Annotated in this window: 12 protein-coding genes; 10 read left to right on the top strand and 2 right to left on the bottom strand. The window is 48.1% G+C overall.

Features of this window, described 5'->3' with window-relative positions; translation table 11 throughout:
• Nucleotides 1-18 precede the first annotated feature (18 nt).
• Nucleotides 19-675, bottom strand: coding sequence for a hypothetical protein (locus tag PP769_RS08650; RefSeq protein ID WP_312646671.1), 657 nt, complete (start codon nucleotides 673-675; stop codon nucleotides 19-21).
• Between the two features lie 872 nt (nucleotides 676-1,547).
• On the opposite strand from PP769_RS08650, the gene PP769_RS08645 reads away from it, so the two are divergent.
• The 7 genes from PP769_RS08645 (at nucleotide 1,548) to PP769_RS08615 (ending at nucleotide 11,454) form a co-directional block, all read left to right on the top strand.
• The gene (locus PP769_RS08645) at nucleotides 1,548-2,837 is read left to right on the top strand and encodes a sialidase family protein (RefSeq protein WP_312646670.1); all 1,290 of its coding nucleotides are present in this window, start codon (nucleotides 1,548-1,550) and stop codon (nucleotides 2,835-2,837) included.
• The gene (locus PP769_RS08640; protein WP_312646668.1) at nucleotides 2,834-3,355 is read left to right on the top strand and encodes a TlpA disulfide reductase family protein; all 522 of its coding nucleotides are present in this window, start codon (nucleotides 2,834-2,836) and stop codon (nucleotides 3,353-3,355) included. Before PP769_RS08645 ends, PP769_RS08640 begins: the two co-directional genes overlap by 4 nt.
• 522 nt (nucleotides 3,356-3,877) lie before the next feature.
• Nucleotides 3,878-6,193 carry a TonB-dependent receptor family protein gene (locus tag PP769_RS08635; RefSeq protein ID WP_312646667.1) on the top strand — a complete coding sequence of 772 codons (2,316 nt, stop codon included), beginning with the start codon at nucleotides 3,878-3,880 and terminating at the stop codon, nucleotides 6,191-6,193.
• A gap of 1,193 nt (nucleotides 6,194-7,386) precedes the next feature.
• A complete protein-coding gene (locus PP769_RS08630) occupies nucleotides 7,387-8,463 on the top strand; it encodes a tetratricopeptide repeat protein (protein WP_312646666.1) in 1,077 nt (358 codons plus the stop codon).
• 482 nt (nucleotides 8,464-8,945) lie between these two features.
• A complete protein-coding gene (locus PP769_RS08625) occupies nucleotides 8,946-10,268 on the top strand; it encodes a VWA domain-containing protein (protein ID WP_312646665.1) in 1,323 nt (440 codons plus the stop codon).
• A 77-nt stretch (nucleotides 10,269-10,345) separates the two neighbouring features.
• Nucleotides 10,346-10,879 (top strand): TadE/TadG family type IV pilus assembly protein, encoded by a 534-nt coding sequence (locus PP769_RS08620; protein WP_312646664.1) that lies wholly within the window; start codon nucleotides 10,346-10,348, stop codon nucleotides 10,877-10,879.
• Complete coding sequence (locus tag PP769_RS08615; RefSeq protein WP_312646663.1) at nucleotides 10,876-11,454, top strand: TadE/TadG family type IV pilus assembly protein; 579 nt, start codon at nucleotides 10,876-10,878, stop codon at nucleotides 11,452-11,454. Before PP769_RS08620 ends, PP769_RS08615 begins: the two co-directional genes overlap by 4 nt.
• Before the next feature lie 326 nt (nucleotides 11,455-11,780).
• Here PP769_RS08615 and PP769_RS08610 read toward each other — a convergent pair whose 3' ends face one another.
• Nucleotides 11,781-13,358 (bottom strand): bifunctional aminoglycoside phosphotransferase/ATP-binding protein, encoded by a 1,578-nt coding sequence (locus tag PP769_RS08610; protein WP_312646661.1) that lies wholly within the window; start codon nucleotides 13,356-13,358, stop codon nucleotides 11,781-11,783.
• 200 nt (nucleotides 13,359-13,558) lie between these two features.
• Between PP769_RS08610 and PP769_RS08605 the strand changes: the two genes are divergently transcribed.
• The 3 genes from PP769_RS08605 to PP769_RS08595 all read left to right on the top strand — a co-directional run bounded on the left by PP769_RS08605 (nucleotide 13,559) and on the right by PP769_RS08595 (nucleotide 15,590).
• Nucleotides 13,559-14,164 carry a c-type cytochrome gene (locus PP769_RS08605; protein ID WP_312646659.1) on the top strand — a complete coding sequence of 202 codons (606 nt, stop codon included), beginning with the start codon at nucleotides 13,559-13,561 and terminating at the stop codon, nucleotides 14,162-14,164.
• 25 nt (nucleotides 14,165-14,189) lie between these two features.
• Complete coding sequence (locus PP769_RS08600) at nucleotides 14,190-14,513, top strand: hypothetical protein (RefSeq protein ID WP_312646658.1); 324 nt, start codon at nucleotides 14,190-14,192, stop codon at nucleotides 14,511-14,513.
• A gap of 465 nt (nucleotides 14,514-14,978) precedes the next feature.
• Nucleotides 14,979-15,590: a Slp family lipoprotein gene (locus tag PP769_RS08595; RefSeq protein WP_312646657.1), complete on the top strand. Its 612-nt coding sequence runs from the start codon at nucleotides 14,979-14,981 to the stop codon at nucleotides 15,588-15,590.
• Nucleotides 15,591-15,662 lie beyond the last annotated feature (72 nt).

The following is a 15,662-nucleotide window of genomic DNA, read 5'->3' as shown; positions in this document are numbered from 1 at the left end:
AAATGCCAATGATGGTTCTCAGTCTCGATCGCGAAATCCGTGTCTACGCGACCCCCCTTCCCTGAAAAATTTATTTCTATCATCGTCCTGATACCCATGGTGATCTATGCCTCGATGATCAAGAATACCTTTGGGGAATGTCTGCGGATCTGCTACACAGGCAAACCGGCTGCCTTGGGGATTTTGCGTTCCGGATCCGCATACCCATACCTCATCAAAAAAAAGTGGCCCGGCTTGCGGGTCGCTGAGATCATTGATCTCCCCCCTGACCCTGAAACCATATGCCCCGTCGATCGTGGGTTTAAACCAGGCATTGTACCGATTGTCGGCTCCGAAAGCCTGCTCGGGTTTGGCAAGTCGATGCTCCTGAATGATTGCGGAACCCACGCTTTCTTCCTTTCGAAACTGGACCTCCGCTTCAATATCCACCACGTCTCCGTTACTCACGCTGATAGGCTTTCCGTCTGATGTTCGGGTCACAAAAAAATCAAGAGCGTTGACGACATCTTCAAATGCCGGTTCGATCCTAAATCCGACGGCCAAGGTATAGGGCCCGACCTCTCTTGGCTCATGAGGATTGGCCATGGCAACCGATTGCATCAACCATCCCATTGCCATCAAGACACACATTCCCGAGCCCACTCCATACCATTTACCAACTTGCGTGCACGGCATACACGAATCCTCCTCTTTAGTGAAGGTGAACAAGGATGTAAAACTTTCGAACCACCATGCAGGAATATATCCTGTGTTCGAAAGGCTCGCTACCGAACCACGCTTTCGCCTACCAATGGTTGCACCATTAGTTTTTCACGCAATGTTTTTTCGAATACCAGAAAGAGCCACTGACATGGACTTACGAAAGATTGGAAAGGCAGGAAGACATTGACAAGCAGTTTTCTCGGGCCGGTTCTGAGTGTGGAACTATTCCAAAGTTTCTGAACATGTTTACCAGGAATATTCCCGGCTGTTGCAGCGATCAGTAGGGATCGGTAGAACAATTTCACCGGATCGGATACATTTTTCCTTGAAGTTGAGAGATCATTGCACTCTTCCAGCGGAACCCGGAGCGGCGTAACTCATCCCTGACCTACCCCGCTCCACTCCAGGGTGAAGGCATTTGGACTTGCAACCTCCTTGGCCTTCACCCTGACTTTTTATTCCAAAATTCATATACAGATTTTCCATTTTTTCTCCCCATGAGGCTCGATCTCTTGGACAATCATTTTTCCTGGCATCCATACTGCTTATCGAAGAACTGGTCATTCGCCAAGTTCCTTTACTTCCCCATAGGCTGAGCCTTGTGAAATATGAAATGAAGTACATCACTCAGTGATGTTTTCCAGAAATGTTGATTGAATGGTTCGAAATCTTTCATTTAACAAACAAACTGTAGTATCGATATGCATCCGGTGCGTATACGACCCACACTCCACATCCTTAAAGTAGCATAGACTTTCCCTCTTCTGGTAAAACTACACACTCTCACATTTTGGAATTATGAACGTTTGTCTTCTTTCTACATTCGAATATCCGTGGAGGCACCCATGATAAGACCTGTACTTTTTGGAACCATTTCTCTAATTCTCTCGATGGGCCTGGGCGGTGATATATCAGGAGTCCTCGGGGCGGATCCATCTGTTTCGATTGTTCAGGCGGGGGCTAAACACGTCATCGACCATCAAGGCATGCAAACCACCGGCCCAGCCGCTCAACTGGATAAAGACGGGACCCTTCACCTTGCCTGGGGCGGAGAAAAGCAGGAAGATCGAGGAGTCTATTATCTCAAGGTCCCACCTCCACAGGAACAGTACCCGGAACCCATCAGAGTCAATCCATCCAGTCCTCCCGCCACGTCCCTCCACGAACCACCGGCCTTGGCATTAGGCCACAAAAACGATGTGTACATCACCTGGACAACACCTCACCCCAATGCCGGCGGTAAATTATTTACCAATCTTCTTCTCCTGAGCCGGTCACTTGATGGGGGGAAAACCTTTCTTCCTCCTGTTCGAGTCAACGACGACGACGCCGTCACCGGCCATTCCTTTGATCATTTGACGGTCAGTCCCAATGGTTCCGTCCATATCTCCTGGCTTGATGCCCGGGAAGGGAAGAAAGATCCGGCCACCTACACGGTCTTTTCCCAAGATCAGGGCAGAACCCTTTCACCAAACCTGAAAATTGACGAGTCCAGTTGTGTCTGTTGCCGGACCCATATGACTACTGCCTCTGATGGCAATGTCTATCTGGCCTGGCGCAAGGTCTTGGCCGGTGCGGTCAGGGAAACCGTCGTGTCTCGTTCCACCGATAACGGGAAATCGTTTTCTCCCCCGGTCATCGTGGGCAATGATCAATGGGTCTACGAGGGCTGTCCCCATCGTCCCGCCACCATGGGAGTCGATCAGCAAGGGCGCCTCTATGTCACCTGGTATACGGAAGGCCCTGATGATACTCCCGGTGTGTATTTAGCCTATTCCGATGATCAGGGGAAAACCTTTACGCCTCGACGTGTGTTGAACATGTCCAAAGGCACGTTTCCGGATCATCCTCAACTGGCAGTGAATCGAGAAGGCCATCTACTCGTATCCTGGGAGGAGCAATCCCCGGTGCGGCGGGAAATTGTGTTCACTTATTCCCTCGATCGGGGACAGACATTTAGTCCCCCGAAAAAGTTAAATGAGAAAAAAGCCAAGAGTCCGGCCGTGGCATTAAATGACCAGGGACAAGCCGTCATTGCCTGGTCGGAGCAAGTAGTTTTTCCGGGTTGGAGTACGGTAATCCAGCCTCTTTCTTTTCCCACTCCGCGGACGGCTCAATTACACCCAAAACCATGACACCGCTTTCTCTGCTGGCTTCAGGAGTCCTGGGAATGGCTCTGGCTTTGGGAAATCCCTCTTCTTCCCCGTACACACTTAGCCGATTCAATACCGCCCAAACCCTTCCTCCATTCCAGCTCCGCACCCTGCAAGGCACATCTATTCATTCGAATGAGTTGAAAGGACGAGTCTTCATCTTGAATTTTTGGGCCACCTGGTGTGGCCCTTGTAAGGAAGAAATGCCCTCGTTAGAACGTCTTCGTCAAAAATTCCCTCCAGACCAATTGGCCATACTGGCGGTTACCACTGATATTCCTCCACGAGAAATCAAAATATTTTGGCAGAAACTCAATTTACATTTCGATGTCCTCTTGGATGAACAGGAAGAACTTTCTCAAGCGCTCATGGTCAGAAATCTTCCCACAACGGTGATTGTGGATACTCACGGACATCTGAGCCAACGAATCATGGGGCCCAGAGAATGGGATAGCCCTGAATCCCTGGCGTACATCCACAACCTCCTCAACCCGAAGTAAATGCACCAGCGGCTTCAACCGATTGCTCTTCTGACATCAAGCCTTTTTCTCGCCATGCTCCTGGCATCCACGGCCTGCATGGCCGTGCAGGACCTCTCTCATGACACTCCAGAATCCCATCACACCAATACGAAACCTCTGCATGGGGTTTTCTGCAACTGGGCTTGTCACATCGGAAAGCTTTCGTCAACCTCCCTGACCACCTCCCCATCGTGGCATTCGCCATTACAGGAATTGGGGGCTGTGCTTTCTCTCTATTCCCTGTCCGGTTCACTCCCTTTTCTTTCGAGTAAGTCTGCCAGAGCTCCCCCACACATTCTCTTGTCCTGTTTCTCTTAAAGATTCTTAAGGCTCTGTTGTGAGTTGCGGGAGATTCACGCCTCCTTCCCCATACTCATAAATCCTAACCTGGATCTCACACGAAAATTCCTTCAGTGAGCCTAATTCTTAGTTGCTGGCCACATGCATAGCCGGTTGGGCCATGCGTGTTCTATTTATCTTTTTTTGTAAGGAGATTGTCTTGTGAAACAGTTTCTTCCTGTCTGTTCGCGGAAGTGGTTATGGCATTCCTTCGTAATAATCTTGAGCCTTCCTCAAATTTTTAGCGTCTCTTCTACCACGTTCGCTGCATCAGGCGACCCCTCTGCGGTGACCCAAGAATCCCTTCTTCAGCAACAACAGGAGTTGGAGGGAGAACTGGATCACGTCAACAGCAGGCTCGAAGAAATCAGGAGACAACTTAGAGAATTGCACGAAACACCTGCCACCCAACAAACCGATGAACAACGCCAGAAACAGGCGACCCTCCAGGAGGAGGAAGTGGTGACACTAGAAGAGATGAGTATTGTCAGCACCCGAATTTTCAAACGTCCCGAAGGCCTGACACTTTCCTCCACCCCTCAATCGGAAACCGAATCCCAACCGACCCGAACGATGAAAGAATCCATGGAATCTCTTCCCGGCGTGGTACTCCGCCAGGCTAATGGACCCAGGGACTTCAGTATTTCCATTCGAGGATCCGGAATCAAAACGGCCTTCGCCATCCGGGATATCAAAGTCTATGAGGATGGGTTTCAGCAAACGCAGTCGGACGGATTGTCACGACTCGATATCCAGGACCCGTGGTTCATGAGATCGACCGAAGTAATCCGTGGAGCGGCTTCCTCACTGTATGACAATTATGCCCTAGGCGGAATGGTGCATTTCAAAACCCGACGGGGCAGTGACATCAATGGAGTCGAGGGGTTTTTTGCCGGAGGATCATACGGATATAACAAACAGGCGGGCGCGTTCGGCCAACACTGGAAAAATCTTGATGTATCGTTATTTGCCAGTAACGCCGCTGAAAACGGGTATATTGATCATAGTGGATATAACACCCAGACGTTGAATTTGAACTTCCGCTTCACCATTGACGAAAAACAGAGCCTGTACGTCAAAGCCATCACCAACTGGCTGGATACGAAGGTGCCTACCCGACTTACCAAGAGCCAATTTAACGCAAACGATCGACAGGCCGGAACTGGAACGAAAGCAAGGGATCAATCTCGGCTCGACCGCCGCACCATTATCGGATTAATGTATGAACGGCAGTTGACACCCAACCTCATCTTGACGACAGAAGGGGATTATGACGTCAAGGATATTAACCAGTATTTCAATCAAATCTTTGATAATGTGAATACCAATTGGAAACATTATACCGATTTGCGCCATACCGGCCACATCTCAGGAATGCCGCTGAACAGCTATCTCGGATTCTTCATCAACAATATGGAACAGGAGGGGCAGACCTTCCAAAATTTGGATGACGGCCAAGGCACGCGCGGCACGTTGATCCAGAATAACCGGGGAACCATTCGAAATATCGGGGGACGGTTCCGAGAAGAGCTCACATTCTTACCGAACTGGACCGTCGCCGCGGGTCTGGGGTTTGAACAGTCCATCGTAAGCATCCAGACAATTAATTATACCAATGGGGTGGTCTCCAGCCGTCCCTCCACCACCAAGACCTACTACAATTGGGCTCCTGAAATGTCCCTGACATGGAAACCCAGAGCAGGCTATCGGCATTGGATCAGGGGATCCACCGGATATGGCATCCCGCAATTCAGCAATTTGACCCGCAATCCCCTCACGGGTCTTCCGGGCTCCAATTTTGACTTGAAGCCCCAAAAAAATGTGAACGTGGAATTTGGTCACGAAGCCCAGCTTCATAATACCTTCAATATGCAACTCGTGGGATTTTGGATTTTCTTTCGCGATGAAATTATTTCGCAAAACATTTCAGGTACCAACACGGCCTCCGTCAATGCCGATTCTTCGGAGTATCGGGGTGTCGAGGTCTCCGCAGATTGGAGACCAATAACTGGTTGGCAATTTCACGCTGCGTACACCCACATTGATGCCAAGTACATCAACTTCACAGACCGGTATCTGGTGAATGGCGTGGTCACCGACGTCAAACAGGACGGCAATGACGTCCCCAACGTTCCTTCGGATGTCCTCAACATGAAGGTCATGTATGATGATGCGAAAAACGATTGGGGGGCCTGGGTCGAGTCTAATTATTACAATAGTTATTTCCTGAACAACGGCAATACTGTGGGAATTCCTTCTTACTGGATTCTAAACGTCAATCTTCACAAGACCTTTACTTTCAACAATGATTGGATTCGCTTCGCCAAGTTCTTTTTCGAAGTGAACAACATTGCGGACAAAAAATACGCGGCGTCCGGTCAAGTCGTATCGGACGCGACACCCGATGCCGACAAGCAACTGTTCTTTGCCGGATATGGCCGCTCTTTCTACGGAGGTGTGACAATCGGGGTGTTCTAGATATTCCATGGTTGTTTTCGGAGGGTAGACCCTGGGTGAGGGAGGTCGGAGTGCTCCCTCCCCTGGTAGATCGGAACACGATTGGCCTACAGCCAACAAGTAGGGAAGACTTGATCAGATGGAACCAGGAATCGCCGACCTCACCCCCTCATCTTGATTTTCGCACAAAAAAAATGGCGGGTCACTGGATATGCCCCGCCCTTTACGTCCGAAATTGTGAAAAATTTAATGTCCCTGTTGGAGATGCTTCAAAGCTTCCTGACTATGCGTGCCCGCGCCTTGTCCTGTTTTCCATGATCACCGCTTTACCGAGATGACTGATGCCCTCACCGACATGGGCAAGGTATGCCTCTTTTTATCTTCCACCACCACGTTGGGCATAATCCTGTATGCCTCTTACATAAACTCTCATGTAAGATCTTTACCCAACAAACAATGCCAACTGCAAAATAATTTTAGTTCTGTGCCACCAGGATCCTTTATTCATAACAGTTTCGTTTCGAGGCATGTATCCCTGATCACACATAAGATTTTTGGACTCTTCATTGAATGTATTGGAAAATGTGTTGCATACGTAAGCAACCGTCTGTAGACGATTTTTGTAGCTAACCCTAAACTCCCCTTAAGTAAGTCAGACAGGTTCTTATATGCTTTTTATGACCCCATAAGGAATTCTGACCAACGCTTAAGCGTGTAGCTCTTGTGGAGGGGAGGTGCAATAGGGAACCCTGACCCCCTAGGAGAGCCTTCTTCCTTCTGTGAGAATGATCGGGATGGAGCCTGGTATCGCCTACTCCGCTTTTCATCCCGGTCTTCACGGAACCTGAAATCTGCACACCGGAATATGAGATATATGCCGATACATACATCTTCTGACGTGATTTTCTATCACCATTTGGTTTCCAAAGGAGGATTGATGATGCGTGGCTCTGTCATTTTTTCAGGGTTTCTTTTGTTCGGTCTCTTGTGTGCCAGAACCCCCTTGTTAGCGATTCAATCAGTCGCACATTAAAAAAAAACTCTCCTGTTCGAGCCTATCTATCTGAAGGACAATACCCCCTGGCTTTGAGGTTTATTTTTTCAATCCCCCTGATTCACATTCTGGCAAATCAGCAGACAATACGATACAATTTTCAATCTCAGTTTTTCTGAATCTTCCCGATTGAAAACACTTCGATTGAAAGAAGATCTCCATGGGCAATCCGAATCATGGCATTCTACCCCGCGCTAACTCGCAAGGTTTAACGTGGCAGAGAATGTTCCTTTGCCTTATATTCCTCTGGCCCTTGCCAGCGTTCGGGCACCAGGCCGGAAATTTTTATCGTGATGCCCTTTCAGCCATTGAAAAGCAGAATTTCAAGACCGCCCAATCATTACTCGAACAGGCCATCCAGGAATTCCCTGGTTTTCCCGAAGCCCATCATTTGTATGGTTTGGTGAAGTTTCAACTAACCCAACAACCTGAACAGGCGATTTCCGCCCTTCAAGAGGCCATCCGCCTAAACCCGAATTTAGCTCAAGCGCAGTACGATTTGGCGTTACTCTATATCAAGCAAGATCATATGGAAGACGCTCAAAAAGCCGTTCAGCAGGCACTCGCTATCTATCCGCGTTTTTGGGAAGCTCGGCTCACACTCGCGAAAATCTTGGATAAACAGGCACTCACGAGTCAGGCTATTCAGGAATACCAGGCAGTTCTCACTCAACAACCCTACCAGGAAGAAGCGCTGTATCATCTGGCTACTCGGTTTATGGAAGCCCAAGATTTCGACCAAGCACAGGTCCTCCTTACCCAATTGACAGACCACCACCCACACCAGACAGATGGCTGGTTACTGCTTGGCCGAATTGCGGAACGGCAAAATCAACCCTCACTGGCCTTAAATGCTTATCAACAAGTCATTCAAAACAATCCGGAGCAATCGGAAGCCCACTATAATCTTGGATTTCTTTACCAACAACAAGGAAATCTCCCAAAAGCGATCGAGCATTTTAGACGCGTCAGTGAACTCAGGCCTCAGGATGCCGAGGCCTTTCTCAATCTGGGAGTCCTGTTCGCAGGAAATCATCAATCCATGGAGGCAGAACAAGCGTATCAAGCCGGAATCGCCTTGCAACCGAATTCCTTGGAGGGCCATTTCAATCTTGGCGCCTTTTACGAATTCCACAAGAAGGATCTTCTTCAAGCACAAATCCACTACCGGAAATACCTTGAGCTTGGCGGAACGGACACCCGAATCCAACAATTGCTTAACCAACTTGAGCAATAGATCGTTCCCATTCACTCAAGAAATTCTTCCTATTCTTCATTAAGACCTCTCCTGCCGTAAAACTTGCTATCCACTCCATTTCCTTCGTCTTCCCATATTCTTCCTCCTTAGGCTCACGGGCTTCGCTCCTAAACACTTACAAATCCTCAAAGCTTATTCAAAGCTGACTCCTCTCCTAAATCCATACACCTGATTCACCTCCGGAAATCCGATGACCACAATTGGCCTTGAACAAGGGGCAGGAAACCAACGTTTTTGTCCAAAAGACCTGTTTGCAATATTCGAAAAGTACTCTCTTCCACGGACAACTAGACACAAAATGTGAAAAACGAGCCATTTGGACAGTATTTTCATTTGGCAAGTTTTTCAAGATTCAGTCGATATTCTCCTACCAAAGAACCTCCGCGTTGCTTCCGTGAAAATGAGTAATTGGTGTGAGGTGTGCGAAGTTATTGATCCTTTTATCCAGGGAGACATGGAAAATGGGACGCAATTCAGTCAAAAGGATACAGAATCCGTTACGAAACCAACACGGTGCCTACATCCTGATTACCGGCATCGCTGTTGTGGTCCTGTTTGGGTTTGCAGCCCTGGGCATTGAAGTCGGACGGTGGTATGCCATCCAGGGAGAAATGAGTAAAGCGATCGATGGAGCCGCCTTTGCGGGAGCCAAGAATGTAAACAATCCGAATATTACGGACTTACACGGGTTTGTCGAACAAGTGGCTCAAGCCAACTTTCCTCCAGGCCTGTTAGGAACTGACACACCAACGTTCGTGGTTTCCGACGACGGAAACGGAAAAGTAACGGTGCAAGGTGACACGAACTCCATTAATTCACTTGCAAGAGTGGTTGGGGGAGGTCATGACAAGACCGCTATCGCAGCAGACGGTTCCGCCAAACTCCGTAACGCGGAAATCGCCTTAGTTCTTGACGTGTCGGGGTCAATGGGAGGCAGCCCCATCAGCGACCTGAAAGATGGGGCTAAAAGTTTTGTAGAAAACTTCACCGATCAACAAGCTGATAATCGATTTGCCCTAATATCCTTTGCCTCAGGGGTCCAAAAATTATATGACATGAATCATGGATACGTCTCCCCCATGACTACGGCCATTAATGGTCTTAATGCCACTGGGGGGACAAATGCCGAAGATGCGTTAGCTCAAGCCCTTGCCCTTCCGTGGTCCGATCAATCAGGCGTCCCCCCCAATGAACGGACCAAGCAAGTCGTTGTCTTTTTTTCCGATGGAAACCCCACGGCTTTTCGTGGACAGTTTAAATATAATGGCACCGATTATGATGCCGTAGCCGCCCTTGATGGTTCAGGCACAGCTGTATGGTCAAACTTGCAACGACCAGACTACCAGTTCACGACATTTAGTGTGGACAAAACTTACAGGACAGGCGATGGAAAAACATCAGGTAGTACATCTTGTCCAAATACTTCCGGCCCAAGCGGCACCAACAAATTAAACGTAAGATGGTATGTCTTTTCAGATCCCACCTATGGAATGGGTAGTTATGGACCAATTTCCGGTTACGGTTCCCAGCAATGCAATATTCCCGGCGGTCCACTCGCTGGGTACCTAGACTATCTCGCTAAACAGATGGCAATTGACAATGCCGCAGCAATCAAAGCTCAAGGCATTGAAATCTATACCATCGGCTTGGGGAATATAGACCAAAACTTCTTGAGCGCTCTCTCCAGTGGTCCGAAATTTGTCTATTACACCCCTGATTCATCAGAACTTGAAGGAATTTTTCAACAAATTGCCAATATCCTCAAACTCGTCCTTATAAGTTAGGGAACCACAATGGCACACGATTGCCAATACAACACGCGTGACAAAGATGGTGGGTCCACATGCAGGAGGGTTCCCCAATGAACAGCTTGATCAGGTTTTTTCGGAAACTGATGTCTCCATGCCAGAGCGAATCGGGAATCTCGGCGGTGGAAGTGGGAGCGACCATGCTGGTGTTTCTCACCGCTCTCTTCGCCGTAGCAGAAATGGGTTGGTTTTTTGTGCACCAGAACACCCTCACGTCTGCAGTACGAGAGGGCATTCGTATTGGAACCGTGGGGGCGACTTCAGTCGATGGCAATGGGAATGCCTTATCCCGTGAAAATTCAATCAAACAAGCGATTCAACAAAGTGCCTCGGCAGTCATGGATATTGACCCTTCAGACATTTTCATTTTCCCCGTCGATGCCGATTGGACCGATCCTGATGATCCGGCAGTGGTGGCAACGGCAAGCGCCGGTGGTGCCGGAGCCTTTATGCGAGTCCGGGTAAATTTCACCCATCAATTTTTCACTCAATTGATTGGTGGGTTATTTGGACCAGGCGATTCCATCGTCATTTCATCCGAGGGGACCTACCGCAATGAAAATTTCATCTTAGGAGGCGGGTCATGATGACATCATTGATACAGAGGGGGCGGAATGAACGGGGAACCGCTTCCATCGAACTCGCCTTTTCCCTCATGATTTTCCTCTTTGTCGCGTTTGGGATTGTTGAATATGGAAGCATTATCAACGAACGCAACGCACTCACTCAACTAGCCAGAGAGGGCGCAAGCTTAGCTTCACGAAACCTGACGACCAATCAGAACATGATGGATCTTCTGGGCTCCACCGACAATGCACTGGATTTCAAAAATTATCCATCCAAATATCATATTTACTTAGCCCAAATTACCGCCGGGACCGTCGCGAACAATAACCCTACCTGTACGGTCGTTGAACAAGGAGGCTTAAACGGCTCAGGCGTAGCGGCACCAGCGCTTCCGAATTGTGATTTGCCGCAAAATCTTTACGACTATTTGGTCTATGTTCCCGGCACCGGTGCAACAGTACAACAGTTTACTGTGTTAAAGGTCTATTATGAACATGACCCGATAACTCCTCTCGGGGCATTAGCGACGCAATTTGGATGGGGGGCGGGTTCTGTAGGGAATAGTGTGACCTTGTTTAGCCAAGCGATTTTTTGACCTATAACATCAAAATTTGTTCAGGAACAATCTCTCGCACCAGATACTTATAGATTGTATAAAAAGCAATCTTTCATACAAACCTGCAAAGGAATTAGACGGAGTCTGATACACCCTTCACGGCCATTCTTCACATGCCTCCCAGCGTTAAGATGAACTAGGGCTGCTAAAGATGTCTAACCTTTTTGATCTTCCGGATGCACTTCTAAAATTGAAAACTGACGCCCCCCCTCAATGCTCTACAAACCCTGCCATAAGTTCCTACTGGGCGAGAATATCGTGCCAGGATCAGATCATCGAATCACTCTCGCTATACTATCTTGTCTTTAAGTTTCACTATTCCTTCGTTGTTCAATAAAGCTCCTTATCGTAGATCTAAACGTTTCCAAATCGGTCGAATCCACGCGAATGGTCGTGTCTTGTTCGGCCTGGGTTAAGGGCTCCTCTTTGGCCTTTTGCTCCTCCATGACTCCAATCGTTGCATCGGAGGCATCGGTCTGTTGCTTGGCCCGACTTGCTATTCGCTCCGCCAACACTTCATCTGGCGCCCAAACGTCCAATATGAGAATGGTCACGTGTCGTTCATGAGCGAGTCGGATGAATGATTGTCTTTGTGCGCCCTCAAGGAATGTAGCATCCACAACGACAGAATACCCTGCCTCTAACATCGTATTGGCAAGATCCCATAACCGATCATAGGTTACACGAGTCATATCTGACGCGTACAACCTCTTTGATGTTTCAGGACCAGCGCCGACCTTACATTGTTTGGAATGAATCCGTTTCCGTTCCACATCGGATCTTACGCGCACGGCACCCATAGCTTTCACCACTTCCGTCGAGACCGTCGTCTTCCCAGTTCCGGATACTCCATGCGTCAAGATCAACATTGGAGGAGCAGGCATCATCAATCGATGGGCCAACTCCACGTATCTAATTATCTCGTTAAGGATCTCCTCCTGTACCGGGCCTCCTGATTCGACCTGAGCCAGACGCAAGCCAGCCACTTTAGCTCGAACGAGTGCCCGATAAACCTCATACAGCCTGAATACACTCATCCCGGCATAGTCACCAGTCACTTCCAGATAACAGTTTAAAAACCAATAGGCCAAATCCACTCGTTTACTGCTCTCTAGATCCATGACCAAAAACGCGACTTCACTGATGACATCAATCCATCGCAACTCTGGTTTAAATTCTAAGGAATCAAACACACAAATCCGGCCATCAAATAGCGCAATATTTCCTAAATGAAGATCCCCATGACATTCTCGAATCTGCCCTGAAGATTTGCGTTCTCTGAGTTTTGGCCTCAATCGTTTCCATTCCTGGTTTGTCCATTCCTCGATATCCTTCATACAGAATTGAATCCGCGTAGGGAGGGCTGCCAGAGGAATGCCCTCAAAGGACTCTGCTATAGGTCCCCATACCCTATCCAGCTCTCCATAGGAAAGGGACTCTCCTGCAGGTTCAATCCGGACATGAAACGTCCCAATATCTATGGCTAGTTGACCGACCATAGATTCATGCAGGTTGCCCGTCTCAAGAAGATATTGAAACTCCTGATCGGGAGGAAATTGTTTCATTTTGACGGCCCATTCAAAAGGGCTTCCGTCGCCATCCATACGAGGATCTGAAGGGGACCCGGTGATGGAGACCACCCCCAGATAAAGCTGTGGGGCTAACCGTCTGTTGAGACGAACCTCTTCTTCACAAAACCATCTCCGTTTTTCAAGTGTCGAAAAATCAACAAACGAAAACAACACCGGCTTTTTTATTTTGTAGACATACTGACCCGTTAGCAATACCCACGAAATATGCGTTTCCACCACCGTAACCTGACTCACAGGGTGTGAATAACATTTCGGGTCCTGCAACGATGCGACTAGCTGAGAAGAAGTCATAGGCATCAAATAAAGGCCATCGGGGACATGAGAGGAGATAAAATTACATCGTTTCGGACCGGAATCACTCTATCCATTTGCCCATACTACCCAATTTCACTTCTTTCCCCAAACAGGGAAAAGCATCCACTGATGGTGAACGTTCATTTGACTTGTGAAGAAAATCCCCGAACAGGTACACTATAAGTAGCTGACCAATTATGTTGAGACGAATTAAAATCTTTTTTATTATCATTCTTCTCCTGTTGGTCGGGTCAACCCTGGCTGCGCTCTGGGTATTACCGGGGACATTCTCCGCCAAAGCCACGCCGCCTGAGTGGGAAGTGAAAGCCGCCAGATTTATCCGACATTTGGCAACTCCGAGCCACTTTCTCAAAATGTCAAACCCCGTCCCTTTTTCTTCTGAAAATCTTGCACAAGCCCGGCATCATTTTGCCGATCACTGCGCCATTTGCCACGCCAATGATGGAAGTGGAAAAACCCATATGGGTCCGAATTTCTATCCTCCTGTTCCTGACCTCAGGGACCCAGTGATTCAATCCATGGCTGATGGAGAATTGTTTTATGTCATCCATTACGGCATTCGATTTACCGGTATGCCGGCCTGGGGAAAAGGTCTGCCGGAAGAGGATTTCGATAGTTGGAAATTAGTTCACCTCGTTCGACATTTTCCCAATATCACTCCTGAAGAAATTGCGGAGATGAAACAATATAATCCTCTTACCCGGGAAGAACGCGAGCAACAAGAAGCCATTGATCAATTTTTATCAGGAGAAGATGTCTTTCCCCAAGAGCACCATCATTGATTTTATTATCCAAGGAGTCACCATCATGAAATATTTCAGCATTCTAGCCGCTTTGTGCTTCCTATTTTTGACCACCCCCGCCTGGGCCCATGGCGATGCTCCTCATGTAATGGGAACCGTCACTGAATTGGGAAATGACCATGTGGTTGTCACAACTCCAAAAGGGGAATCCCTCACTCTTGCCTTTCATCCTCAAATTACGTTTCAACAAAATGGTATTCATGTCGAGCATGCCCGGCCGCAGGTTGGAGACAGACTGGTGGCCGAGGTTTCCAAAAAGGGCGTCCCTGAAAACCGCGACTGGGTTGCGACCGAAATCACGTTTTCCACACCCAAAAAGAAGCCTTGACTGCTGAACACGACTCACGACGGAAAATGAGATATATAAATTATTTAATGTTTAGGGAAAGCCGAATCCATGCTTCCTCCGGATTGACTGACCCAAAATTTAATTCTTCCCGTATCCTCATTATCTTCTCAAGATAAGTGCCTTTTTCGATCTCCCCAGGATTCTAATCAATTTTCCCTGCCTTTAAATGTCCATGACAACGTCATGCCCATGACTGGATCCCGGCTTAATAGCGAGGCCTTAAAACTCCCTGACGACCGACCTCATAAACAAGCAGGACAAAGAGCCAAGTTTGGGCAAATGGGCCGGAGTGTATAATCACTTAAACGGGAGGACTGAGATCCCATCTTGGAGAATGGGCGCCAAACCCATTATAAAAAAAAACTCTAGGGTCAAAAGAACCATCAGATGAATCTGATGAATTTGCATCTCTATATGCTGTAAAAAGGATGATGAAGGAGCAGGATGACTTACTCGCGCGCCATTAGTCTCTCACCTGTATTTTTTCCCCCTAAACTGGTTTTCCTTTTATTCCTCACCGTGTTTTATGCCACCGGATGCTCTACCCCCTACAAAAGCACCCTTCCTCCAGATCTGGCCGACCAAATCGACCCCCAATTACTGTTCCCACGCATCAAAGAGGACCCAGACAGCTTCAAAGGAAAACTAATCATACTTGGAGGGCAAGTCCTGGCGGCAAAACGATTAAAAGATTCAACACAACTCACGATCCTTCAATTACCCCTCATCGATGAACAGGAGCCTACAACCGAACTGACGCAATCCCAAGGACGATTTATTGCCGAACAGGAACAATTTCTAGATCCCGCCACAGTCCCTCCTGGAAGCCGGATCACCCTGGCTGGAGAACTATCCGGCTCTGTCCAACAAAGTCTCGATGAAACCATATATACCTATCCCACTCTTATCATTAAACATCTCAAAGTTTGGCCAGCATATCCATCTGACTACGCCCGATATGGCCCTTATCCTCAACCCTTGTTCTATCCCTATGGGTTTTCGTACTGGGGAGGTTATGGCCGGTTTTATCCCTATTACCCTTTTGGATATTGGTAAAACTCTTTTCCCCCTCCACACACTATCTCTCGCCGGTAATCTTCCAAAGAGGCCCAGGAATTCAAGCATCCC

The sequence above is a fragment of the Candidatus Nitrospira allomarina genome (assembly GCF_032050975.1).
Lineage (GTDB): Bacteria > Nitrospirota > Nitrospiria > Nitrospirales > UBA8639 > Nitrospira_E > Nitrospira_E allomarina.
Note: the sequence above shows the minus strand (reverse complement) of the source record. Positions and strands in the feature narration are given on the sequence as shown.